Annotated in this window: 21 protein-coding genes and 1 tRNA gene; 13 read left to right on the plus strand and 9 right to left on the minus strand. The window is 60.7% G+C overall.

Annotated features, from left to right (window positions below; translation table 11 throughout):
• Positions 1 to 56: 56 nt before the first annotated feature.
• A tRNA-Leu gene (locus ACESMZ_RS05700) sits at positions 57 to 143 on the minus strand.
• Positions 144 to 548: 405 nt separating this feature from the next.
• Between ACESMZ_RS05700 and rnr the strand changes: the two genes are divergently transcribed.
• From rnr to ACESMZ_RS05745, 9 genes are all read left to right on the plus strand, one after another.
• Positions 549 to 3059, plus strand: a complete 2511-nt coding sequence (rnr, locus tag ACESMZ_RS05705; protein ID WP_372955888.1) for a ribonuclease R — start codon at positions 549 to 551, stop codon at positions 3057 to 3059.
• 18 nt (positions 3060 to 3077) lie between these two features.
• A complete protein-coding gene (gene rlmB / locus ACESMZ_RS05710) occupies positions 3078 to 3812 on the plus strand; it encodes a 23S rRNA (guanosine(2251)-2'-O)-methyltransferase RlmB (RefSeq protein ID WP_372955889.1) in 735 nt (244 codons plus the stop codon).
• A 196-nt stretch (positions 3813 to 4008) separates the two neighbouring features.
• Positions 4009 to 4419 (plus strand): 30S ribosomal protein S6, encoded by a 411-nt coding sequence (rpsF, locus tag ACESMZ_RS05715; protein WP_372955890.1) that lies wholly within the window; start codon positions 4009 to 4011, stop codon positions 4417 to 4419.
• Positions 4420 to 4448: 29 nt separating this feature from the next.
• Complete coding sequence (gene rpsR, locus ACESMZ_RS05720; RefSeq protein WP_007154918.1) at positions 4449 to 4679, plus strand: 30S ribosomal protein S18; 231 nt, start codon at positions 4449 to 4451, stop codon at positions 4677 to 4679.
• Positions 4680 to 4700: 21 nt separating this feature from the next.
• Positions 4701 to 5567: a hypothetical protein gene (locus ACESMZ_RS05725; RefSeq protein WP_372955891.1), complete on the plus strand. Its 867-nt coding sequence runs from the start codon at positions 4701 to 4703 to the stop codon at positions 5565 to 5567.
• 20 nt (positions 5568 to 5587) lie between these two features.
• Entirely contained in the window at positions 5588 to 6034 is a 447-nt protein-coding gene (gene rplI, locus ACESMZ_RS05730) for a 50S ribosomal protein L9 (protein WP_372955892.1), read from the plus strand.
• A 185-nt stretch (positions 6035 to 6219) separates the two neighbouring features.
• A complete protein-coding gene (gene dnaB / locus ACESMZ_RS05735) occupies positions 6220 to 7617 on the plus strand; it encodes a replicative DNA helicase (RefSeq protein ID WP_372972320.1) in 1398 nt (465 codons plus the stop codon).
• Positions 7617 to 8723: an alanine racemase gene (gene alr, locus ACESMZ_RS05740; RefSeq protein WP_372955894.1), complete on the plus strand. Its 1107-nt coding sequence runs from the start codon at positions 7617 to 7619 to the stop codon at positions 8721 to 8723. Before dnaB ends, alr begins: the two co-directional genes overlap by 1 nt.
• Positions 8720 to 9619, plus strand: coding sequence for an SDR family oxidoreductase (locus ACESMZ_RS05745; protein ID WP_372955895.1), 900 nt, complete (start codon positions 8720 to 8722; stop codon positions 9617 to 9619). The genes alr and ACESMZ_RS05745 overlap by 4 nt, the downstream gene beginning before the upstream one ends.
• On the opposite strand, the gene fnr is transcribed toward ACESMZ_RS05745, so the two are convergent.
• The 3 genes from fnr to ylqF all read right to left on the minus strand — a co-directional run bounded on the left by fnr (position 9566) and on the right by ylqF (position 12805).
• Positions 9566 to 10309, minus strand: a complete 744-nt coding sequence (fnr, locus tag ACESMZ_RS05750) for a fumarate/nitrate reduction transcriptional regulator Fnr (RefSeq protein WP_372955896.1) — start codon at positions 10307 to 10309, stop codon at positions 9566 to 9568. The genes ACESMZ_RS05745 and fnr overlap by 54 nt on opposite strands.
• Positions 10310 to 10521: 212 nt before the next feature.
• The gene (gene fabB, locus ACESMZ_RS05755; protein ID WP_372955897.1) at positions 10522 to 11733 is read right to left on the minus strand and encodes a beta-ketoacyl-ACP synthase I; all 1212 of its coding nucleotides are present in this window, start codon (positions 11731 to 11733) and stop codon (positions 10522 to 10524) included.
• A 142-nt stretch (positions 11734 to 11875) separates the two neighbouring features.
• On the minus strand, positions 11876 to 12805 hold the full coding sequence (gene ylqF / locus ACESMZ_RS05760) for a ribosome biogenesis GTPase YlqF (protein ID WP_372972321.1): 930 nt from the start codon (positions 12803 to 12805) through the stop codon (positions 11876 to 11878).
• A 245-nt stretch (positions 12806 to 13050) separates the two neighbouring features.
• On the opposite strand from ylqF, the gene ACESMZ_RS05765 reads away from it, so the two are divergent.
• Positions 13051 to 13509 carry a Spy/CpxP family protein refolding chaperone gene (locus ACESMZ_RS05765; protein WP_372972322.1) on the plus strand — a complete coding sequence of 153 codons (459 nt, stop codon included), beginning with the start codon at positions 13051 to 13053 and terminating at the stop codon, positions 13507 to 13509.
• Positions 13510 to 13701: 192 nt separating this feature from the next.
• Here the strand turns inward: ACESMZ_RS05765 and ACESMZ_RS05770 are convergent, their stop codons facing one another.
• From ACESMZ_RS05770 to ACESMZ_RS05790, 5 genes are all read right to left on the minus strand, one after another.
• Positions 13702 to 16188, minus strand: coding sequence for an efflux RND transporter permease subunit (locus tag ACESMZ_RS05770; protein ID WP_372972323.1), 2487 nt, complete (start codon positions 16186 to 16188; stop codon positions 13702 to 13704).
• A gap of 121 nt (positions 16189 to 16309) precedes the next feature.
• Entirely contained in the window at positions 16310 to 17530 is a 1221-nt protein-coding gene (locus tag ACESMZ_RS05775) for a methyl-accepting chemotaxis protein (protein WP_372955902.1), read from the minus strand.
• Positions 17531 to 17764: 234 nt separating this feature from the next.
• Positions 17765 to 18799, minus strand: coding sequence for a lipoyl synthase (gene lipA, locus ACESMZ_RS05780; protein ID WP_372955903.1), 1035 nt, complete (start codon positions 18797 to 18799; stop codon positions 17765 to 17767).
• Positions 18800 to 18908: 109 nt separating this feature from the next.
• A complete protein-coding gene (gene glpD, locus ACESMZ_RS05785) occupies positions 18909 to 20444 on the minus strand; it encodes a glycerol-3-phosphate dehydrogenase (protein WP_372955904.1) in 1536 nt (511 codons plus the stop codon).
• A 116-nt stretch (positions 20445 to 20560) separates the two neighbouring features.
• Positions 20561 to 21319 (minus strand): DeoR/GlpR family transcriptional regulator, encoded by a 759-nt coding sequence (locus tag ACESMZ_RS05790; RefSeq protein WP_372955905.1) that lies wholly within the window; start codon positions 21317 to 21319, stop codon positions 20561 to 20563.
• A 251-nt stretch (positions 21320 to 21570) separates the two neighbouring features.
• Between ACESMZ_RS05790 and ACESMZ_RS05795 the strand changes: the two genes are divergently transcribed.
• The 3 genes from ACESMZ_RS05795 to ACESMZ_RS05805 are packed head-to-tail and all read left to right on the plus strand — an operon-like array spanning position 21571 to position 24618.
• Entirely contained in the window at positions 21571 to 22665 is a 1095-nt protein-coding gene (locus tag ACESMZ_RS05795) for an ABC transporter ATP-binding protein (protein ID WP_372955906.1), read from the plus strand.
• On the plus strand, positions 22658 to 23755 hold the full coding sequence (locus ACESMZ_RS05800) for an ABC transporter ATP-binding protein (protein WP_372955907.1): 1098 nt from the start codon (positions 22658 to 22660) through the stop codon (positions 23753 to 23755). Before ACESMZ_RS05795 ends, ACESMZ_RS05800 begins: the two co-directional genes overlap by 8 nt.
• A complete protein-coding gene (locus ACESMZ_RS05805; protein ID WP_372955908.1) occupies positions 23752 to 24618 on the plus strand; it encodes a carbohydrate ABC transporter permease in 867 nt (288 codons plus the stop codon). Before ACESMZ_RS05800 ends, ACESMZ_RS05805 begins: the two co-directional genes overlap by 4 nt.
• The last annotated feature ends 1 nt before the right edge of the window (position 24619 follow it).

Consider the following 24619-nt stretch of genomic DNA (forward strand, 5'->3'; position numbering starts at 1 on the left):
CTATACGGACAACTGGCTGGAGTTTTTTACTAGGTGCCATTTCCTGGGGAAGGAAATGGTGCCGAGGAGAGGACTTGAACCTCCACGGGGTTGCCCCCACTAGCACCTGAAGCTAGCGTGTCTACCAATTTCACCACCTCGGCAGGTGACTACAACGTCTGGCTATTTTAATGAATTCTTTTTCGAATTCAAGCCTTTGGTTGCTGGCTGGGGCGTGTCGCCTCAACCGATGGCGCGTACTTTAATGATTCGGTTCGGGGCTGTCAAACATTTTTTCAGGCGGATTCGCAAAAATTTCATGGGGGCGTAGGCATGATCCCTTAAAGGGATTTCAGGGCATTGTTAGGTCGGGGCGGGGGCTGGGCGTTATACTCCCGATACATTCATGCCAGACCTGGCGCGTGATTCGCTGTCTGGTCCGGGTAATTCGAGAGTGTTCTGGTCGTCTCAGGCTCCAGAGCGCTGCCGAATTAACCGGACGTCAGACAGACGCGTCCGGGTCTGGTTGCCGGCCTACGCCGGTTTTAACCAGAGTAAAGAGAGGAACTATGGTTTCCAGGAAAGAACCACGTGATCCCCATGCGGATCGCGAAGCACAGAAATACGACAACCCTATACAGAGTCGGGAGTTCATTCTCGACCATCTTCGTCAGCGGGGAGCCCCCGCAACCCATGAAACCCTCTGTGAGGAACTCGGCCAGAGCAGCGAGGAGGGCATTGAGGCCCTGCGTCGCCGCCTGATTGCCATGTGCCGTGATGGACAGCTGATCTGTAACCGCAAGGGCCGTTACCTGCCGATCGACGAAGCAGACCTGGTTACCGGTCGTGTGTCTGGTCACAAGGACGGTTTCGGCTTCCTGATGCCGGACGATGGCGGCTCGGATCTGTTCCTGAGTGCCCGCCAGATGCGCCAGGTGTTTCACGGTGACCGGGTGGCGGCCCGGGTCGAGAGCGTCGATGATCGTGGGCGCCGCGAGGGCAAGATCGTCGAGGTACTGGAGCACCGCACCACCCAGACTGTGGGCCGGCTGTTCCGGGAAAGCGGCATCTCCTTTGTGGTCCCGGAGAATCCCCGCATCAACAATGAAATCATGATTGCCGAGGAAGATTGTGGCAAGGCACGCCATGGCCAGTACGTGGTCGTGGATATCCTGCGTCAGCCTACCCAGCGCACCAAACCTACCGGTCGTGTGGTGGAAGTGCTGGGTGAGCATATGGCGCCGGGGATGGAAATCGATGTGGCCATCCGCTCCTACGACATTCCTCACGCCTGGCCTCCGGAAGTGGGGCGCCAGGCCGCTGCGATTCCGGAAGATGTGCGGCCGGAAGACAAGGAAAACCGGGTGGATATCCGGCATCTGCCGCTGGTAACCATCGATGGCGAAGATGCCCGGGACTTTGATGATGCGCTCTATTGTGAGCCACGTCCCCGGGGCGGCTACCGGTTACTGGTGGCCATTGCGGACGTGTCCCATTACGTCAGGCCGGGCTCCCCCCTGGATGAGGAGGCCGTCAATCGGGGCACTTCGGTGTATTTTCCGGACCACGTGGTGCCCATGCTTCCGGAAAAACTCTCCAACGGGCTGTGCTCCCTGAATCCGGGAGTGGATCGCCTCTGTATGGTGGCGGACGTCACCGTCAGTGCTTCGGGACGCATCAGCAGCTACAAGTTCTACCAGGCGGTAATGCACAGCCATGCCCGGCTCACCTATACCAAGGTCAGTCAGATGCTGGAGCACCCGGATACCGAGACCGGTATCAGTCTTTGCCAGCTCTATTCCGATATTCTGCCCCAGCTGCACGACCTGTATGGCCTTTACAAGGTGTTGCGCAAAGCGCGGACCGAGCGTGGCGCCATCGACTTTGAAACCACCGAGACCCGGGTGATTTTCGACGCCAATCGGAAGATCGAGGAAATCGTGCCGGTGCAGCGCAACGATGCCCACAAGATCGTCGAGGAGTGCATGCTGTGCGCCAACGTGGCGACGGCCCGTTTCCTGAAGAAATACAAGGTGCCCGCCCTGTATCGTGTGCATGACGGTCCTTCCGAGGAGCGGTTGCAGGCAGTGCGCCTGTTCCTGGGTGAACTGGGCCTGCAGCTGGGCGGGGGCGACAAACCGTCATCGTCGGATTATCAGGAACTGCTGAACAGTATCCAGGACCGGCCGGATGCCCATGTCATCCAGATGGTGATGTTGCGATCCCTGAGCCAGGCAGTCTACAGCCCGGACGAGAGCGGCCACTTCGGGCTGGGCTACACCAGCTATACCCACTTCACTTCACCCATTCGCCGTTACCCGGATCTGATCGTGCACCGGGCGATCAAGTCCATTGTGCATCGCGAGGAGCCGGCCAGGGATGTGGAGCATCCACCGAAGCGTGATCCGGAGCTGGCGGACTATCCCTATGACCAGGCCCGTATGGTACAGCTGGGGGAACACTGTTCCATGGCCGAGCGGCGGGCGGATGACGCCACCCGGGATGTCATGGCCTGGCTCAAGTGCGAGTTCCTGCGTGAGCACGTGGGCGAGACCTACGACGGCGTGATCGCAGCCGTAGTCCCGTTCGGGTTCTTTGTGGAGCTGGACGGTATCTACATCGAGGGCCTGGTACATATCTCGACCCTGGGTGGTGACTACTATCACCACGATGCCGCCAAGCACCGCCTGGTGGGTGAGCGCACGGCGACCAGCTTCCACCTTGGTGACGAGGTTCGTGTGCAGGTGGTTCGGGTGGACCTGGACGATCGCAAGATTGACCTGGAGCTGGTCAGCGAGCCCAGCCGTCGGTCCGGTGCCCGGAAGTCCTCAGGCAAGGGCGGGCAGGGTGCGCCGAAGGGCAAGCCTGAAGATCGCCAGACCCGGGAAGGCAAGGCCGGCAAGAGCGGCAGGAGCCGCTCCCGTTCACGCAAGCCCTCTGCGAAAGATCAGTTGACGGCAGAAGCGGCCAGCGAGGCCTCCAGAAAATCCCCCGGCAAGCAGGGTGACAGCAAGCCAGCCTCTGGCAAGGGCTCAGGCCGCCGCAGTGGTGGACGCAAGAAAGCCGGCGCCAGCCGATAACCGGAGAGGAAAGTCGACGTGTCGGAAGAATTTGTTTTTGGCTGGCATGCGGTGGACGCGGTTCTGAAAAAGGAACCGCAGCGACTGCAGCAGGTCTGGATTCAGCAGGGCCGGCAGGATCGGCGGGTCAAAGAGATTACCGAAGGGCTCGACCAGCTTGGCGTGCAGTGGCAGGTGGTGCACCGCAGGGAGCTGGATGCCAGGGTATCCGGTGCTCATCAGGGTGTTGTGGCCCGGGTCAGCGAGAGTCAGGAATGGACAGAGGATGACCTGTACAGGATGTTGGCCGGTCGCTCAGAGCCCCCGCTGTTGCTGATACTGGACGGTGTGACGGACCCCCATAACCTGGGCGCCTGCATGCGCACGGCGGATGCCGCCGGGGTTGCTGCGGTTATCGTGCCGAAAGACAAGTCGGCCACGCTGAACCCGACGGCCCGCAAGGTGGCCTGCGGCGCTGCCGAGACGGTACCCTTCGTACGGGTCACCAACCTGGCCCGGTGCCTGCGCACCCTGCAGGAGCAGGGCGTCTGGCTGATCGGTACGGCCGGCGAGGCTGAGGCGACCCTCTATCAGGCGGACTTCAAGGGTCCGGTCGGGCTGGTGATGGGGGCGGAAGGCAAGGGTATGCGAAGGCTGACCCGTGAGCACTGTGATCACCTGATCAAGATTCCCATGCACGGCCTGGTGGACAGTCTGAATGTCTCCGTGGCCACCGGTGTGTGTCTGTACGAAGCAGTACGCCAGCGGGCTTAGCTTGCAACAAAGCCCCCGTGGGCATAAAATGCGTCACCCCTTTTCGAAGGGGCGGGGTCGTATTGTCTGAAAACCGGATTATCTTGCGGATTTTCATGGCAAAACCCGGAAAGCGGCAGCATCCATGCTGCCAACTCCTTGCTTCCTGCAGAGCGGATACACCTGCTGGAGGCTGTTCAAACCGTAGGGAGAAAACATGCGTCACTACGAAATCGTATTCATGGTGCATCCCGATCAGAGCGAGCAGGTGCCCGCAATGATCGAGCGTTACACCGGCCTCATCACTGATGACGGCGGCCAGATTCACCGTCTTGAAGATTGGGGGCGCCGTCACCTGGCCTATCCGATCAACAAGATCCACAAGGCTCACTATGTCCTGATGAATGTTGAATGTTCACAGGCCGCACTGGACGAGCTGGCTCACAACTTCCGCTTCAACGATGCGATCATCCGTGACCTGGTGATCCGTCGTGATGGTCCGGACACAGACATGTCTCCGATGAAGGCAGCTGAGTCCCGGGAAGATCGTCGTTCTGATGACCGTCCGCGTCGCAACACTGAAAGCAGTGAGCGCCGTCAGGAAAAGTCCCAGGACGAAGAAGAGTAATCACCCATCCGGAGTTGAGGAGTTAATCAATGGCTCGTTTTTTCAGACGTCGTAAGTTCTGCCGCTTCACGGCAGAGGGTGTCAAGGAGATCGATTACAAGGATCTGGACACCCTGAAAGGTTACATCACAGAAACCGGCAAGATCGTGCCCAGCCGTATTACCGGCACCAAGGCCCGTTATCAGCGTCAGCTGGCGACCGCCATCAAGCGTGCTCGTTACCTGGCCCTGCTGCCGTACTCGGACAGCCACGACAACTAAGATCGTACAGGACCCGGGACCATGCGTGCACTGGCACAGTATGTAATGCGCGGTCCCCTGCAGGCGGGCGGTGTCGCCGCCCTCGCAACCGCCATACCCTATCTGTCATGGATTGGCGCAGCGGTTGTTGGCCTGGTCATACTCCGGCTGGGGGTTGCTCAGGGGCTCAATATCGCTCTCTGGGCCTTGTTGCCGGCTCTGGGCTGGGCCTGGATAGGCAGCGAGCCGACAGTCATATCGGTGTTGTTGCTGGTGTTCCTGATGGCAGCGGTGCTGCGCAGTACCCTGTCCTGGGAAAAGAGCCTGCTGGCAGGCTCCGGCCTCGGGCTGGTGATCGGCCTGGTGCTGCCGGTGCTGTTCCCCGGCATGCTGCAGGAAGTGACCGAAGCGTTCATGAGTCTTTACCAGTGGGCGTATCCGGACATGTCCCGGCAGTTGGGCAGCGAGCTGGAGCCAGCCATCCGGGGCATGGTGGAAGGGCTGATGCCCGGCTCCTATCTGGGTATGGCAGTCGCTGTGGCGATGCTGTCCAGATACTGGCAGGCAGCACTGTACAACCCGGGCGGATTTCGCCGTGAATTTCACGGTTTTCGCCTGTCCCGCGGCGTATCAGCCCTGTGTGTGCTGTTGCTGGTGGTGGCTCCGGTTATCGGAATCAATCCGTTGCTGCTGGGTTGGGTCGCAGGGCTGCCGTTGCTGGTGGCAGGAATCGCGCTGGTACACGGTGTGGTCGGTCGCAAGAAGGCCAGCAACCTGTGGCTCGTGGCGTTTTACGCCTTGCTTGTGGTTCAGGGTTTTACGATCAGTTTGTTGTTGATGCTGTTGGCAATTGTGGATAGCTGGCTGGATATCCGGGGCCGTATAAAGCCTGCCGGTCCGGCTGAATAAAGCACGAAGAGGTTAACGAGATGGAAGTTATTCTGCTCGAAAAAGTGGCAAACCTGGGTTCCCTGGGTGACAAGGTCAAGGTCAAGTCCGGCTACGGCCGTAACTACCTGCTGCCGTACGGCAAGGCCGTGGCAGCGACCGCAGAAAATCTGAAGGCGTTCGAAGAGCGTCGTGCAGAACTGGAAAAAGCGGCCGCCGACAAGCTGGCTGCTGCCCAGTCCCGTGCCGAGGCGCTGGAAGGCCAGTCCTTCACCATCAGCTCCAAGGCCGGTGATGAAGGCAAGCTGTTCGGCTCTATCGGTGTTCGCGACATCGCTGACGCCATCACCGCTGGCGGCACTGAAGTCGAGAAGAGCGAAGTTCGTCTGCCGGAAGGTCCGATTCGGGTCACCGGCGAGTACGAAATCGAGCTCCAGCTGCACACCGACGTAACTGTGACCATTCAGCTGGCCGTTGTCGCCGACTGATCGTCCCGTTCGTCATGAAGTGAGAGTCGGTGACCTGTTTGCCTGCTTCTCACATTCACAGGCCCGGACTGCCTTGGCAGCTTCCGGGCCTGTGTGTTTCTGGTATCCTTGAACGGGTCTGTTCGCTTCGCTAACCAGAGCCGACCAGGGCAACTCCATTCGAATTCCGGTATCCGAGAAAGTCCATGGCCACCAGCAGTTTCAAGGCATCCAGCAGTGATCTGGAAACCTCAAGGGTGAAGATTCCTCCCCATTCCGTGGAAGCCGAGCAGGCGGTGCTGGGCGGTCTGATGCTGGATAACCGGCGCTTTGATGAAGTGTCCGAGGTGATCACGGCCGGGGATTTCTACCGTCAGGACCATCGCCTTATCTACGCTGCGGTGGAGCGACTGGCGTCCGAGAGCGAGCCGCTGGATGTGGTCACCCTGGCCGAGTACCTGGAGAGGGCAGGGGATATTGAAGACGCCGGTGGCCTTTCCTATCTGGCAGAGCTGGCGGAAAAGACGCCCAGCGCGGCGAATATTCGCGCCTATGCCCAGATCGTGGCTGAGCGCTCCATCCTGCGGCAGCTGATCGAGGTTTCCGGCGGCATCGTGGACTCGGCTTTCAACCCCCAGGGGCGGACCAGTTCCGACCTGCTGGATGAAGCCGAGCGTAATGTGTTCCGGATTGCCGAATCCCGCACCAAGGAAGGCTCCGGCCCGAAGGCCATCAATCCCATCCTTACCCAGGCGCTGACGCGCATTGAAGAGCTGTTCGAGTCTGGCGAGAAGGTCACCGGTCTGACCACCGGGTTTACCGATCTGGACGAGTGGACCTCGGGCATGCAGCCATCGGACCTGATCATTGTGGCAGGGCGCCCGTCCATGGGTAAGACGACCTTTGCCATGAATATCGTCGAAAACGCCCTGTTGTCCTCCGGCGAGCCCATTCTGGTGTTCAGTATGGAGATGCCGGCGGATGCGATCGTCATGCGTATGCTTTCGTCCCTGGGACGTATCGACCAGACCCGCATGCGTAGCGGCAAGCTGGAAGAAGACGACTGGCCGAGGCTGACGTCGGCCGTGAGCCTGCTCAAGGACAAGCCCCTGTACATCGATGACACCCCGGGCCTCAGTCCCACCGAGATGCGTTCCCGCGCGCGCCGCATCGCCCGGGAGAACGGCGGCAAGCTGAGCCTGATCATGGTGGACTATCTGCAGCTGATGCGGGTGCCGGGCAACACTGAGGGCCGGACGGCGGAGATCTCCGAGATTTCCCGGTCTTTGAAAGGCCTGGCCAAGGAGCTCAGCTGCCCCGTGGTGGCCCTGTCCCAGCTTAACCGGAGCCTTGAACAGCGCCCCAACAAGCGACCGGTAAACTCGGATTTGCGGGAATCCGGCGCCATTGAGCAGGACGCAGACGTGATCATGTTTGTGTACCGGGATGAAGTCTATAACGAGGATACCCAGGACAAGGGTATTGCTGAAATCATCATCGGCAAGCAGCGGAACGGCCCCATCGGTACCGTGCGCCTGGCCTTCATCGGCAAGTACACCAAGTTCGAGGACCTGGCCCACGGCGACTACGGCGGGGACTACTGATGTCGCGTCCCACCATTGCCCGGATACACCTGGACAATCTGCGCCACAACTACCGCCTGGCCCGGCGCCGGGCTGCCCCGGCCCGCACTATCGCCGTGGTCAAGGCAGATGGCTATGGCCACGGTATTGAGCGTGTTGCCTTTGCGCTGTCAGAGGAAACGGACCAGTATGCCGTCGCGTGTCTGGAAGAAGCTGTTGCATTGAGAGAAGCGGGGCTGACCCAGCCCGTACTGCTCATGCAGGGAGTCCATGAAGCGGCAGACCTGAGGGTGTGCGAAGCCGAGCGTTTTACCGTGGTGGTGCATGATCCCCATCAGCTGGAATGGCTGGAGACGGTTTCCGGTCGCCCGGACATCTGGCTCAAGATCAATTCCGGCATGAACCGCCTGGGTTTTGCGCCGGCTGACCTGGAGAAGGTGCGGAAGCGGCTGGTCCGGGCCGGGGTCAGGGTCACCGGCGCCATGACGCACTTCGCCTGTGCGGACGATGAGCAGAGCCAGAGTACGGCGCGCCAGACCCGGATTTTCGACCAGGCCACCGGGGGGTTGGGTAACATTACCCGGAGCGTCGCCAACTCCGCTGCTCACTTCAGGGACGGCCAGGCCATGTTCGATCGTACACGGCCGGGCATCATGCTTTATGGAGGCTCGCCCATGCTGGGGCGCTACGGACCGGAGCTGGGGCTGAAGGCAGCCATGACCCTGGAGTCGCGCCTGATTGCCATCCGGCAACTGTCGCCGGGAGATGCTGTGGGCTATGGCGAAACCTGGCGTGCCACCCGGTCCACCCTTATGGGCATGGTGTGTATCGGCTATGGTGATGGCTATCCCCGCCACGCACCCAACGGAACGCCGGTATGGCTCCGGGGCACCCGGGCGCCGTTGATTGGCCGGGTGTCCATGGACATGCTGGCGATTGACCTGGGTGATGTACCCGGAGCTGCCGTGGGCGATACGGTGGAGCTCTGGGGAGAGCATATACCGGTCGACGAAGTGGCTGATTGCGCCGGTACCATCAGTTATGAACTGCTGACCGGTGTGACCCGGCGAGTGCCCCGTGTTGAAGCCGGTGAATCCATGCGTTTGAACACAGGATCCGATTTGTGAATGTACTGGTAGTCCATGATAACGGTGTGCTGGCCCGACTGTTGCTGAAGCAGTTAAGCAGTACCCATCTTGAGGTGACACCACTGCTGATCAGTGACCTGTCGGACCTGGATCTGTCAGGCGTGGAGCAGTGGGTGCCCCGGGCCACCGACCTGATCGTCAATGCCATGTGGCTGACAGATCCGGAGGCGGCGGAGGCTGACCCCGAGCTGGCCAGGACCAAGGCCTTTTCATTGCCCATGGCCCTGGCGGAGTACGCTGCAGCCAAAGACATGATCCTGATCCAGCTGTCCACCTCCTATGTATTCGACGGCCGCAAACAGAGTGCTTACCTGTCCTCCAACCCGGGTAACCCCATCGGGCAGTTGGGTATCTGGCAGTGGGAGTGCGAACAGGTGATGCGTACTGTATTGCCCCGTCATATTCTGTTGCGCACCGGCTGGGGCCTGCAGCGGTTCATTCGCAAGGTTCATAAGGCGGCCGGGTCCAGGGAGCCATTACGGCTGTCGAGCCGCCACCGGGGCCAGCCAGTGGCCACCAGTGACCTGGCGCGGGTACTTCGGGCGATGGCCCTGCAGCTGGATTGTGGCGCGGAAGTCTGGGGGACTTACCAATACGCCGGTGCGGAGGAAATCAGCCAGTACGACCTGGGCCTGACTCTGGCGGATATGCCGGAAATAAACGGTGACGTCGACGAGCGAGCAGTGCATGTGGTGGATGAATTACCCGGCTGGGCCGCCGTGGAGCCCGAGAACGCGACCCTGGGGTGCACCAAGATCCGCAATACTTTCGGGGTGAAACAGCTGTCCTGGCGCTCTGCCCTGGAGGAGGAGCTGGCCCTGTCAGGGCTGGGCGTTGCCCAGGGCCATGGTCTGAAGGGCCTCAAGGTCGACTAGCTCGATGTCCCGCCCGCGGGCACGAATCAGCCCCTGATTCTGGAAGCGGGTGAACACCCGGCTGACCGTCTCCACTGCCAGGCCAAGGAAGTTCGCAATGTCGTTCCGGGCCATGGGCAGATTGAAGTGGGTCGGCGACAGCTTGCGACGCTGGAAGCGGCTGGACAGGGACAGCAGCAGCGCAGCGATGCGCTCCTCTGCGGTATTCTTGCTAAGCAGCACAGACAATTGGTGGCTGTTGCGGATTTCCTGGCTCATCAGGTGGAACATGTGATGCTGCAGCCCGGGGAGGGTATGGGCCAGCTGTTCCAGCTGTTCCACCGGAATCTCACATACGCTGGTGCGTTCCAGGGCCTTGGCCGTCGATGCATGGATGTCATCACTCATGCTGTCCAGACCCACCAGTTCGCCTGGCATGAAGAAGCCGGTAATCTGCTCGTCACCGGACTCGGTAATCACTGAGGTCTTGATGGCGCCGCTTTTCACCGCGAAACACGACCGGAACGGCGTGCTCTGGGTAAACACCTGCTCGCCCCGGTTGAAGATGCGATCCCTGTTCACCACCTCGTCCAGCCGATTCATGTCATTGCTGTCCAGCGCCAGGGGCAGGCACAGATTGCTCAGACTGCAATGCTGGCAGGATGACTTGGAAATCGAGGACATCTGATTTACGGGAATGGACTGATTCATGACGACCCTGGTTGGCTGATGCGGATCCGGACAAGTGCGTGCAAGCAAGACCACAGACCAGGGCATGGACTCTTGCCCTGATTCAATGCTCAGTTCCGGATCGATTGACTCATATCAATCACACGATAATACGCCGGAGCCGGTTTGCCAATGGTTGGCACCCTTATTCAGGTGTAAATCCGGCTCCGGCCGGGATGGCCGGAGCCGGGCGTTCAGTCCAGACGGCTGAAAATCAGGGAAGCGTTGGTGCCTCCGAAGCCGAAACTGTTGGACATGACATGTTTCAGTTCGGCCTGCTGCGACGTCGGCCCGACGATGGGCATACCCGCAAGTTCCTCATCCGGGTTCTCCAGGTTCGCGGTACCCGCCACAAAGCCGTTCTGCATCATCAGCAGGGAGTAAATGGCTTCCTGCACGCCGGTGGCGCCCAGGGAGTGGCCGGTCAGGGACTTGGTGGACGAAATTGCCGGCACCTTGTCCCCGAATACGTTGCTGACGGCCTTCATTTCCGCCACATCCCCTACCGGGGTGCTGGTGCCGTGGGCGTTGATGTAGTCGATGTCGCCGTCCACCGTCGCCATGGCCTGGTGCATGCAGCGGGCAGCACCTTCGCCGGAGGGGGCCACCATGTCGTAGCCGTCGGAGGTGGCGCCATAGCCGGTGAGCTCGGCGATAATACGGGCACCACGCTTGCGGGCGTGCTCCAGCTCCTCAAGCACCAGCATGCCACCGCCGCCGGCGATGACGAAGCCGTCGCGGGCGCGGTCAAAGGGCCGGGAGGCGGCTTCGGGCGTGTCGTTGTATTTGAAGGAGAGGGCGCCCATGGCGTCGAACAGCATGGTGAGGCTCCAGTCCTCTTCCTCGCCGCCCCCGGCAAAGACTATGTCCTGCTTGCCATTCTGGATCTGCTCCATGGCGTGTCCGATGCAGTGGGCGCTGGTCGCGCAGGCCGATGACATGGAGTAGTTCACTCCGCGGATCTTGTAAGCCGTGGCCAGACAGGCCGATACGGTGGAGGTCATGATGCGCGGCACCATAAAGGCACCAATGCGCTTGACGCCCTTTTCACGCATGATGTCCACCGCTTCTACCTGGCTGGAGCAGGAAGCCCCGCCGGAGCCGGCGATAAGACCAGTGCGGTCGTTGGACACCATCTCGGGGGGCAGCCCGGCATCGGCAATGGCCTGCTCCATGGACAGGTAGGCGTACATGGCGGATTCGCCCATGAAACGGCGGATCTTGCGATCGATGACGGAAGTATCCACGTCCACCATGCCACAGACCTGGCTGCGGAACCCCAGCTCCTTATAGGTTTCGTTGAAGCGGATGCCGGACCTGCCCTCTCTGAGGCTCCTGGTCACTTCGTCGGTGGAGTTGCCAAGGCAGGACACGATGCCCATGCCGGTTACCACAACCCGTCTCATACTGTTCTCCTTGATGCGGGGCTGCCCCTCATGCGGGGCGGTACCCTGGTGTACATTCCCGGCGGATACTCCTGGCACCCGCCCTTTCAGATCTGGTGCAAGAGTTTAGGCAATATCGCTGATGATTGATATTTGACCTTCGTCAGGTGTTGTCGTTCCTGCGTTTGCCTTTCTTCTTGCGCTCCTGTTCCCGGGCCGCTTCCTGTTCCCGCCGCAGGGCTTCCCTGGCCTGCTCCGCTTCCACCATTTCCGGTGTTTCCAGAGAGACAGGGCCCAGTATGCCGGCCCGCAATTCATTCAGCAGGACTTCTGCCACCTTGTGCAGGTCCGGAATGCCGCCGCGGGCAAAGAAACGGCGCCTCGCTGCGATGGCGTCCATCAGGGCCAGGCCATCGGCAGGTCGTCCTTCCAGGCCATAGCGCTCACAAATCCGCTCAGGGTAGGCCTGTAGCAGATAGTCCGCTGCGAACAGGGCCACATCCTCGAACTCGATCACCGCGGCCCGGATGGCCCCGGTGACTGCCAGCCGGTACCCACACTCTTCCGGCGTCAGCCTGGGCCAAAGGAACCCTGGCGTATCATACAGCAGGATGTTGTCCGGCAGCTTGATCGCCTGTTGGGCCCGGGTCACGGCGGGTTCGTTACCGGTTTTCGCGACCGGGCGCCCGGCCAGCGTGTTGATCAGGGTGGACTTGCCGACGTTGGGGATGCCCAGAATCATGATGCGCAGGGCCCGGGTGTCCCGGATGGCGGCCGGGACCATTTCCTGAGCCAGCCGGAGAATCGCCAGGGCTTCGTTACGCTGGTTGTGGGTCAGGGTCACCGCCCGGATGCCCTTTTCCTTTTCCAGCCACTGCTGCCATGACGCGGTGACTTCCGGGTCGGCCAGGTCCCGTTTGTTGAGTACCTTGATAACCGGGGTATCACCCCGCAGCGCCGGCACCAGGGGGTTCTCACTGCTGAACGGGATGCGGGCATCCAGGACCTCGATGATCAGGTCCATTTGAGGCATGACCTGCTTGATCTCCTTGCGGGCCTTGTGCATATGGCCTGGAAACCAGTTGATCGCCATGGTTGGGACTCCTGCCGGGGTGGGGTGCCGGGTTAATAGTGTGACAGGGCGCCATTATGGCGGGGAATAAAGAATTTTTCACATTTCGCGTGAGGCCCCGTATGACAGGGGCTGGCGGTCATCTCAGGAATAACATGTCGTCCCGGGCGCCAGGTAAGGGGTGAATTTGACGGTTGATTTCTTTAGGGTGAGCGTGTTCCGATGCAAATCAACAACGACTGACCAATGCTACTACGGAGATTTACATGACACTTATTCGCAACTTCGCGCTCGCCCTGATTGCCATGACCTTTGCCGGTTTTGCGATGGCCCAACAGCAGCAACAGCAGCCGGACCAGGTTTCCCAAATCGCCGAGCTGGTTGGCCTGAGCGAGGATCAGGAAGCTGAAATCCGTGAGATCATGGAAGAGACCCAGGGCGAACTGCAGGAACTGCAGGCGGAAGCTTCCGAGGTCCAGCAGCAGCTGCAGGAACAGATTGGCCCTGACTATGACGAAGGCACCATTCGCTCAGATGCGGCCCGCCTGGGTGAGCTCAACGGCGAAATGACTGCTTTGTCTACCCTGATGCAAGCGCGCATTGACAGTGTGTTCACTGAAGAGCAGCGCGACACGCTCGAGAAGCGCATGCGTGAGATGCAACAGCAGCAGCAACAGATGCAGCAGCAAATGCAACAGCAGCAACAGCAGCAGCAAATGCAGTGATGCGCTGACAGTTGCGCCGCCCCGGTGGCGCAATGACATCAAAAAGCCGCATTTCCCGGCCCGGGAAATGCGGCTTTTTTTTGGTGTATTGCTGACGAACGCCCAAGTTCCGAGTCTTGTTCCAAACCCCCGGGCAGTTTTCCAGAATGAACACCCCGGCCACCGTGAGGCTGCCGGGATCATTCATGCTGGTCAGCGATCGGCCGCCGGGCCGAAGGGCCTCACCAGCAGGATCAGCCGGGGCAGCAACAGTAACGCGCCCATGAGCGCCATGAACATGGCAAAGCCGGTGAACAGCCCGAAATAGATGGTTGGCAGGAAGTTGGACAACACCAGGATCGAGAACCCAATGATGATGGTGATGGTCGTGTAGGACATGGCCCGGCCGATGCTCTGGTGGCACCGGTGCATGGTCGCGACATAGTCGCGGTCTTTCCCGAACTCCACCCGGAAGCGGTGAATGTAATGGATGGTGTCATCCACCGCGATCCCCACGGTGATCGCCGCCACGGTGATGGTCATCATGTCCAGCGGGATGCCCAGCCAGCCCATCAGCCCCAACACTGATCCCGCTGCCAGCAGGTTGGGAGCAATGCCGATCAGTGCCAGTCTGAGCGACCTGAACAGCACCATGAACATGATGCTGATGGCCAGGAAAACGATGCCCAGGGTGCGTATCTGGGAGTCAAACAGGCTCTGCAGCATGTTGTTGTACATCACCGTCATGCCGGTAAACAGCAGTTGCTCATCCTCAAGGCCAAGTTCGCCGGTCAGGTGGTTGTGTATCCTGGTCAGCAGCTCGTCCCGCCGAAGGTCCGGCAGGGAGTCAATCAGGCGGATGTTGATGCGGGCCTGGTGGTGTTCTTCGCTGATGTAGGGCGTCAGCAGGATGGGCGCCAGGTCATCCGGCAGCATTGCCGGTACGAAGGCGACCTCCATGGCGTCGAGGGGCTCGCCGCCATTGATCTCGGCCAACAGGCGCATAGTGGTTGTGATGGACAGTACCTTGCCGGTTTCCGGAAGGCTGTTCAGGTAGTCATGGACGCGCTCCAGCCGGTCGAGCTTCTGCCAGGTAAACCAGGTGTCCCGCAGGTCCTCGTCGCCACAGTCGTCCACGAAAGGGTCGCAGTCGCTGGCGAAGGGGTCATCGTCGGTGTCTTCTGGCCGTTCCAGGTCGGTGATGATGATATCCAGCGGCGTCGTGCCGCCAAGCTTGCGGTCGATCACCACCATACCCTGGTGGATCTCTGTGTCCGACTTGAAGTAGTCGATAAAGCTGTTTTCCACTGACAGTCGGCTCATGCCGGTGACGCAGAGCACGGCAAGGACCAGGGAGCCCACCAGCACAGTGCCCCCGAAGCGTTCCGTGATGCGGGCAAAGGCGTCGGTCACTGGCAGGCTGCCAGGTGGGCTGCGGCGTACCGCCGGCTCGGGCAGGAGCGATACCAGTACCGGGAAGACCAGGAAACTGATTGCGAAGGCGAGCGCCAGGCCCAGGGTCATCATCCAGCCAAAGTCGATTACCGGCCGGATGCCGCTGAAGGTGAGCGAACCGAATGCCACCATGGTGGTCAGGGCCATGTAGAAGCAGGGCTTCACCATGGTGGCCAGGGTATCCCGCAGATGCTGCTTGCGATCATCTTCCGGGTTGGACTGCTGATGCTCCCGGTACCGAACCATCAGGTGAATGGTCAGTGACAGGGTCATGATCAGCAGCAATGAGACAAAGTTGGAGGAGATCACCGTCACCGGCCACTGCATCCAGCCCAGGTAGCCGGCCACCAGCCATACCGTGAAGCCGCAGCACAGAATGGGCACCACGACCCACTGCCAGCGGCGGAAGATGGCGACGAGGGTCAGTAACAGGAAGATCAGCACGCCTACGCCAAAGGTGGACAGGTCGCTTTCAATAAAGCGAATCATGTCCGACGCAATCATGGGGACGCCGCCCAGGTGGATTTCCGCCTTGTCCCGGTAGCGATCCAGGATGGCCCGGACATCGACAATGGTCTGCTCCCTCTCTGCTTCCAACCGGGATGCCAGCTGGCGGAATTCTTCGGAAACCCGTTCCAGTTCACGGTTCTGCTCCGGACTCAGTTCTTCTGTACTGGCCAGCTCTCGCAACTGGTTGCGGCGATTGAGCAGCTCGAAATACCGGTCGGGCGTTGGCAGGTTGACCTGGATCGCCGTGGTGCCTGCATCGTCGCTGATCAGCATGTTCGGGTAGAGGGGGTTGGAAAGCAGCGACTCCCGGGCCCTGTCCAGGGGGACATCGTCCTGGTCCAGGGTCAGCAGTTCCTCGTCAACCGTGTCGATGCTCAGGTCCGGGCTGTGGAGCAGGGGCACGTTGAGAATGCTGTTGGTGGAGCCTACGGGGCCGAGGGCGGCGAGTTCGTCACGCAATGCCCGGAGGGTATCAATGGCCGTCCGGGTGAACAGCTCGCCCTCCGGCGTGTAGGTGACCACCAGGAAGTCGTCGGATGCCTCGAAGCGCTGATTGACGGTGCGGTAGTCCTCCAGTGCGGTGTCGTTCTCCAGAACCAGTGACTCGGCAGAGGCGTCCAGGCGGAACTGGTGCAGTTGCAGGCTGGCAATGGCCAGTACCACGGCAAACAGGATCAGGACCCGCCAGGGGTGACTGAGGATCAGCCGGTTATAGAGGCTGTAGGGGGAAGGCATCGGGGAGCATACTCCGCTTATTACAGGGAACTGCGAAGTCTGCCACAATTAGCGGAAAATTGTGAAAAACCCGGTGAAATCACCGATCACCGGCCGGATCAGGTACGCTGGCACAGGGCAACTATTGAACCCGTACCTGCCGTGAGGCCTCCTCCAGGGAATCGATCAGCTGCTTGAGCCGCCGCGTCATTTCCGCACTGGCTGCCAGCTCCCGCACCATGCTCTCAGTGGTTTCACGGATGCCCCGTACATCGCCAAGCACGGTATCTGTGCCGGCGGTCTGCTCCGCGGACACGCTGGCGATCTGTTCGTTGGTCTGGTCAATGCGGGCGACCATGCCCTGGATATCCTGTAATGCCTGACGACCCTCTACGGCATCGCTCACGCACTGGTGGGCGTTTTCAGAACTGGTGGTCATCTGGCCGACAGCGGCCTCCATGGCGGCAAGCAGACGGTCCAGGGTGCCCTGGATCTGGTCTGTGGAGTCCTGCACCCGTTGGGCCAGGTTGCGCACTTCATCCGCCACCACGGCGAAGCCCCGGCCCTGCTCGCCGGCCCGGGCGGCTTCGATGGCGGCATTGAGTGACAGCAGGTTGGTCTGCTCGGCAATGCCCCGGATCTCGGTAACGGCCTGGCGTATTTCCTGACTGTTTGCGGCCAGTGCCTGTACCGCCTCCGCGGAGGTCTCGACGGTCAGTGAGAGCTTTTCGATGGAGTCTGCTGTGCGGGCGACCCGGTCGTGCCCCGCCTGGGCTGCGCGGTTGGCCTCGTGGGAGAGCGTGTTGGCAATACCGGCCTGTTCGGCAATACCGGTGAAACTCTGCAGCATGGCTTCAACCACTTCCGCAGAGCGCTCGGCACCTTGTTGCTGCCGGGTCAGCTCGTCGCGACGCTGCTCGGCGGTGGCGGTGAGTTCGCGGACTTCCTCGTGGAGACGACGAATAGCCTCCAGCATGTTGCGCACCACATCCCCGGTGCGTTGCTGCATCGCATTGAACGCCTCGGCCATTTCGCCAATCTCGTCACTGGAGTCCACGGACGCCCGTTCGCTGAGGTTGCCCGACTGCTGTACGGATACCATGGTTTTTTTGAGACGGTTGACGTGCCGTTCGATAAAGGAAATCAGCAACTGGGAGCCGGCCATTTCCAGCAGCATCAACAGGGCCACAATACCGGCATAGCCGGGGGCCGATTCCGCGAATACGGTCATGAATGGCTGACCGGTGCGGTTGGCCACGTCGTGGATGGCGTAGAGCACCAGCAGGCACATGACCGCAAACACCATGATATTCAGTAACCAGAACTTGTACTTCAGGCGGGCATTCTTGAGCAGCGTCAGCATTGGTAACCTGTTGTTGTCATGGTCCACCGGGCGGTTGCGGATGGACGGATCGGGAGTCGGCTCCAGACGATATCACCGGGACAGGGCGTGATGCTTGCTCCGGATCAGTTCAGGGCTGACCTTTGACAATGTCTTACAAACAGGTATCGGCGGCTGGTGCCATTTCTTGAGGTTGGCAGGCGTCGTGGCGGGGCCAGCGGCGTCGAGTCGCCGCTGGCGCAATGGTCCCGGGGGTCAGTCGACCTGGCGGACCGGAATGGCGCTGGTGTCCCGGGGTACCGCCGGCACGGCCAACCCCAGGTTGTTCTTCTCGAATACCCGGTCGGCACGATAGCTGGAGCGCACCATCGGGCCTGATGGCACTTCCATAAAGCCCTTTTCCAGACCGATATCCCGATAATGGTTGAACTCTTCCGGGGTGACGTAGCGCTCCACCGGCAAGTGGTTCGGGGTGGGGCGCAGGTACTGGCCAAGGGTCAGGATATCCACGCCGACGGCCCTCAGGTCGTCCATTGTCTCAAGGATTTCCGTCTCGGTCTCGCCCAGCCCCAGCATCAGGCTCGTCTTGGTGAGCACGTCCGGGCGGTAATGCTTGGCGTGGGCCAGCACACTCAGGGTCTTCTCGTAGCCGGCCCGGGGGTCGCGGACGCGACGGGTCAGGCGTTTGACGGTTTCCACATTCTGGGCGAACACATCCAGTCCGGAATCCACCACTTTCTCCACGTGGGGCATGACCGCATCGAAGTCCGGGGTCAGGGCTTCCACTGCGACTTCCGGGGTTCGCTGCTTGATGGCGGCGACACAAGCCGCGTAGTGGGCAGCACCACCATCGTCCAGGTCGTCCCGGTCCACCGAGGTGAGCACGATGTAGCGCAAGCCCATCAGCGCAACGGATTTCGCCGTATTTTCCGGTTCGTCATGGTCCAGCCAGCCTTTGGGATTTCCAGTATCCACTGCACAGAATTTGCAGGCCCGGGTGCATACGGAGCCCATCACCATGATAGTCGCCGTACCGTTGTTCCAGCACTCGCCGATATTCGGGCAATGGGACTCCTGGCAGACCGTGCTCAGGCGATGCTCGTTGACGTTGCGGCGAACAGCTTCGAAGCGTTCACCGCCGGGCATGCGGGCGCGGAGCCACTTGGGTTTGCGCTGCACGGGCGTTTCCGCGCCGGTGGTTTTCTTGACGCCGTCCTTGATGGCCGAGAATCCGTGTTCATTGCGGAACTTCGAGCCGCTGACTACGCGGGGTTTGACGTTGTCGCTCATGGCAACCGGGGTCTCTTTGCGAAGGTGTATGCGGGTACGTAAAGAGTAAGGCCCCGGCTCCGTTGATACAAGCAGCATAGGGGAAATCCCGGTGCCACTTTCGTCGTGGTCAAACGGGTTCCTGGCCCGAAGGACAGGGTTGTTCCTGTCGTTGTGCAATACCGCTCCGGAGCCAGCGTTCCAGGTTGTCGATCTGCTCCGGGGTGGCGTAGAGGCCCTGTTTCGTGCGGCGCCAGAGAATATCGTCTGCGCTGACGGCCCACTCCTCGTTTACCAGGTAGCTCACCTCCCGTTCGTACAGGGTGCCCAGAAAATGCCTGCCGAGGTCGTCCAGACAGGTGCTGTCAGCGAGCAGGCGGTAACTGTCCGTGCCGTAACTGCGTACCATCCGGGAAGCCAGCAGTCCGGGCAACCAGGGGTAGTGCTTGCAGAGGGCTTCCTGCAGGCGTGGCTGGCTCTGGAAGTCGCCGCCGGGCAAGACCGCATCTCGGGTCCAGTGTCCGCGCGCCTCGGGGAAATACTGGCAGAGACGGTCCGTGGCCGCCTCGGCCAGCTTGCGGAAGGTGGTCAGTTTGCCACCGAAGACGGATAACAGCGGTGTTTTCCCGCCCGGTGCGTCCACCTCGAAGGAATAATCCCGTGAGGCCTTCTGGGCGCTTTCTTCCTCGTCGTCCATCAGAGGTCGTACCCCGGAGTAGGACCAGACCACATCCTCCGGCGTCAGCTGGTGGCGGAAATAATGATTGACGATATCCAGCAGGTAGCGGGTTTCCTCGTCGGAAATAGTGGCTTCCGACGGATTGCCTTCATAGTCCACATCCGTGGTGCCCACGAGGGAAAAATGATCTTCGTAGGGAATCACGAAGACAATCCGTTCGTCCTCGTTCTGCAGGATATAGGCCTCATCGTCCCGGTTGAGCCGGGGTACCACGATATGGCTGCCCTTGACCATGCGGATCATGCGGGGGGCTGTCTGGTTCAGGGTGCTGTCGAACAGGCTGCTGACCCAGGGTCCGGCGGCGTTGACCAGTGCCCGGGTGCGAACCACCCGGGAATCACCCGTACGGGTATCCAGCAGGGTGACCTGCCAGTGATCGGTCCCGCGTTCAGCCCGCACGCAGCGGGTCCGGGTGTGGACGCGGGCGCCGAGCTGCTCTGCCTTGCGGGCTGTAAGTACCACCAGCCTGGCATCGTCCACCCAGCCGTCGGAATATTCGAACCCCCGGGTGATTTCCGGTTTCAGCGGGTCGCCGGGCGTAAAGGTGATCGACCGGGAGCCTGGCAGCAGTTCACGCTTGGCCAGATGGTCATACAGGAAAAGGCCGGCGCGGATCATCCATGCGGGGCGCAGATGGGGCTGGTGGGGCAGTCGAAAACGCATCGGCCACATAATATGGGGCGCATTGGCCAACAAGGCTTCCCGTTCGGCCAGGGCCTGGCGCACTAGCCGGAATTCGTAGTGTTCCAGGTAACGCAGGCCGCCGTGAATCAATTTGCTGCTGCGGCTGGAGGTGGCCGACGCCAGGTCGTTCATCTCACAAAGCAGTACGCTGAGGCCCCGGCCAGCGGCGTCCATGGCGATCCCTGTGCCGTTCACGCCGCCGCCCACCACGACCACGTCATAACTCTCCGGTTTGCCGGTCATCTTGCCCTTCCTGTCGTTCTGCATGTGCACCGATGGGACGAGTATGGAAAAGCCTGGGATATTCGTAAAGGAAAATATCGAAAATAAACGAAACTACCTATGCTGGCGGAGTCGCCTCAGACCACGTGCAGGCTGACCTGGTGCTCGGCCAGCAGGTGGCAGATCTCTTCAGGAGGAGACTGGTCGGTAAAGACATGGTTGGCCTGGGTGATATTGCCCAGCCGGACCATGGCATTGCGGCCGAACTTGGTGTGGTCTGCTGCCAGTAATACCTGGCTGGAGTTGCTGATAATGGCCTGGGCAACCCGCACCTCGCGGTAGTCGAAATCCAGCAGTGAGCCATCACCGTGAATGCCACTGATGCCGATAATGCCGAAGTCCATGCGAAACTGGTTGATAAAGTCGCGGGTTGCCTCTCCCACAATGCCGCCGTCCCGGTTACGTACCTCGCCACCGGCAATGATTATGGTGAAATCTTCCCTGACGGAAAGAATCGACGCCACATGCAGGTTGTTGGTTACCACCCGCAGATTGTTTTTCACCAGCAAGGCCCGGGCGATGGTTTCGGTGGTGGTGCCGATGTTGATGAATAGCGAGGCGTTGTCCGGAATCATCTCTACCAGTGCAGAGGCTATGCGCTCCTTGGCCTCCAGTTCCATGATCTTGCGGGCCTGGTAGGCGGTGTTCACCGTGCTGGAGTCAATGCCGGCGCCGCCATGATGCCGGCGCACCCGGTTCTGGCTGGCCAGTTCGTTCAGGTCCCGGCGGATGGTTTGCGCAGTGACCTGGAAGTGGTCCACCAGCTGTTCCGTGGTGGCAAATCCCTGTTGCTGGATCAGCTCCAGGATCTGCTCCTGTCGGCGGGTTTGTGGCATGGGTGCTCCCGATGTTCGTCAGCGAAAAGGGTAATGCCCGCTGCAGTATAAACCAATGACGCCCAGCTTGTGGATTTTCAGTCGGTTGGGGAGCTCAGGCAGTGCTACTGATATTTTCGTTAACAAATTGCGAAAATCATCATGGTTGTTTGCGAACATCCGGGCCCTGTACTAGAAACATAGGAGGTTGTTTCACAGGGACAGCAGGGCAGGCCCGATGCCGCCCTGCCCAAAAACAAGAAGGAAACCGGATGTCGCTGCAACTGGAGAACGTCTCCCGTGCCGTGGATGGCGTGGATTTCATCCGTGATGCCGACCTGACCTTTGAGGCCGGGTCGTTCAACGTGCTGCTGGGACGGACCCTGGCGGGGAAAACCTCGCTGATGCGCCTGATGGCGGGGCTGGACAAACCTGACAGCGGTCGCATTCTCTACAACGGTGAGGATGTGACCGGCCAGAGTGTGCGCAAGCGCAATGTCTCGATGGTCTATCAGCAGTTCATCAATTACCCGGATCTTACCGTTTACGAAAACATCGCGACGCCCCTGCGCCTGGCAAAAATGAACCCGGAGGAGCTGGACCGCCGGGTGCAGGAGACCGCCGCCATGTTGCATATTGAGAACCTCCTGTCCCGTTATCCCCTCGAGCTTTCCGGTGGCCAGCAGCAGCGCACCGCCATGGCCCGTGCCCTGGTGAAGGACGCCACACTGATCCTGTTCGACGAGCCGCTGGTCAACCTGGACTACAAGCTGCGGGAGGACCTGCGCTCCGAACTTCGCCAGCTGTTCCGGGAGCGGCAATGTATCGCGGTCTACGCCACTACCGAGGCTAACGAGGCCCTGGCTCTGGGGGGCACAACCACGCTTCTCCATGAGGGCCGGGTGGTGCAAAGCGGTCCTGTCGCCGAAGTCTACCGGCGGCCGGTGAATACGCTGGCTGCGGAACTGTTCAGCGAACCCCCCATGAACCTGTTGCCGGGGCGGGTCAGCCAGAATTCGGTCATCTTTGGAGAACGCACTAGCCACAGGCTGACCCGGGAGCTTGGTGACCTGGCGGAGGGAGAATATCTGTTCGGCATTCGTCCCAGCCACGTGGGCCTGTCACCGACAGGAAAGCACGACCTGGCCCTGGAGATGGAAGTGGAGCTGGCGGAAATCAGCGGATCCGAGACATTCCTGCACGCGGGGAACAGTGATTTTGACGTGGTGGTTCAGGAACTGGGAGTGCACGCCAGCGAACCCGGCGACCCTGTAAAAATCTACCTGCCCATGAACCGGCTGTTCGTCTTCGACCAGCACCAGGCCCTGGTCCACACCCCGGTGGACACCGGAGGTGGCCATGGCTGAAATTACCCTGAGGGCCATGGCCCACAGTTACGAGAAACACCCCGCAGGGCCGGGTGACTATGCCATCCGTCAACTGGACCATATCTGGGAGAGGGGTGGGGCCTATGCGCTGCTGGGCCCTTCGGGATGCGGCAAGAGCACCATGCTCAACATCATATCCGGTCTGCTGGCGCCTTCGGAAGGCCAGGTGCTGTTCGATGGCGAGCCGGTTAACCATCTTTCTCCCCGGGAGCGCAACATCGCCCAGGTGTTCCAGTTCCCGGTGGTGTACGACTCCATGACCGTGTACGACAACCTGGCCTTCCCCCTGCGTAACAGCGGTCTGCCCGGTGCCAGGATCCGGGAGCGGGTCAACGAGATCGCAGAGGTATTGGAGCTGGAGCCCCTGTTGCGTCGCAAGGCCCGTAACCTGACGGCGGACGAGAAACAGAAGGTGTCCATGGGGCGCGGGCTTGTGAGAGAGGACGTCTCCGCGATTCTGTTCGACGAGCCCCTGACGGTGATCGACCCGCAACTGAAATGGAAGCTGCGCCGCAAGCTCAAACAGATTCATGAACAGTTCGATATCACCATGATCTACGTCACCCACGACCAGCTGGAGGCCTCCACCTTCGCTGACCGGATCGCGGTGATGTACGAGGGACGCATCGTGCAGTTCGGCACCCCAACGGAACTGTTCGAGAACCCTAACCATACCTTCGTGGGGTTCTTTATCGGCAGCCCTGGCATGAACCTGATGGACGTCGCCCGCTGCGAGGGCGGGGTGCAGTTCGGCGCCACGCGCTTTCCGCTATCGGAAGGTCTGGTGAAGCGGCTGGCGGAAACAGACTCTGACAACCTGCGTCTGGGTATCCGGCCGGAATTTATCAAGCTCACAGAGCCGGCCCCGGATAGCTGCCCGGCAGTTGTGGAGGACGTGGAGGACCTGGGTACCTATCAGATTGTCACCGCGCGGCTGGAGGGGCAGAGCATCAAGGTCCGGGTTCCCGAAGATACCCGGGTGCAACGGGAACAGGAGGTGCATCTGCACTTTCCGGCCCGCTGGCTGAAGCTCTACGTGGATGAATACCTGGTGGAGGAGGCACCATGAGAAAGATCCCGGACAACCGCGCCTGGTGGCTGGTGCTGCCGGTACTGCTGCTGGTGGCCTTTTCCGCCCTGGTGCCACTGATGACCGTGGTGAACTATTCGGTGCAGGATATTTTCGGCCCCGGCAGCGCTTACTGGGTGGGGACAGAGTGGTTCCAGGATGTGCTCCGGGACCAGCGGCTTCAGTCGTCGCTGCTGCGGCAGTTCGGATTCTCGGCGGCGGTGCTGGTCATCGAGATTCCCCTGGGTATCGGCATAGCACTGATGATGCCGAAGGGGGGCGTACGCGCGTCCCTCTGCCTGATCCTGCTGGCGATTCCGTTGCTGATTCCCTGGAACGTGGTGGGCACCATCTGGCAGATCTTCGCCCGTGGCGACATCGGCCTGTTTGGCTGGGGACTCAACCAGCTGGGATTCAACTATAACTATACCGGTGATCCAGTGGATGCCTGGCTGACGGTGCTGCTGATGGACGTGTGGCACTGGACGCCGCTGGTGGCACTGCTGTGCTATTCCGGCCTGCGTGCCATTCCCGAGGCGTTCTACCAGGCGGCGGAAATTGACCGTGCTTCCCGCTGGGCGGTGTTCCGCTATATCCAGTTGCCCCGCCTGAAAAACGTGTTGGTGATCGCTGTACTGCTGCGGTTCATGGACAGCTTCATGATCTATACCGAGCCGTTTGTGCTCACCGGCGGTGGGCCGGGGAGTTCCACCACCTTCCTCAGCCAGACCCTGACCACCATGGCGGTGGGGCAATTCGACCTGGGGCGGGCGGCGGCCTTCTCACTGGTGTACTTCCTGATCGTTCTGCTGGTGTCCTGGCTGTTCTTTACTGCGATCACCCATATGGACAAGGAGCGTTAAC

Origin of the sequence: Marinobacter sp. (genome assembly GCF_041690615.1) — a bacterium.
In the GTDB taxonomy this organism is placed as follows: domain Bacteria; phylum Pseudomonadota; class Gammaproteobacteria; order Pseudomonadales; family Oleiphilaceae; genus Marinobacter.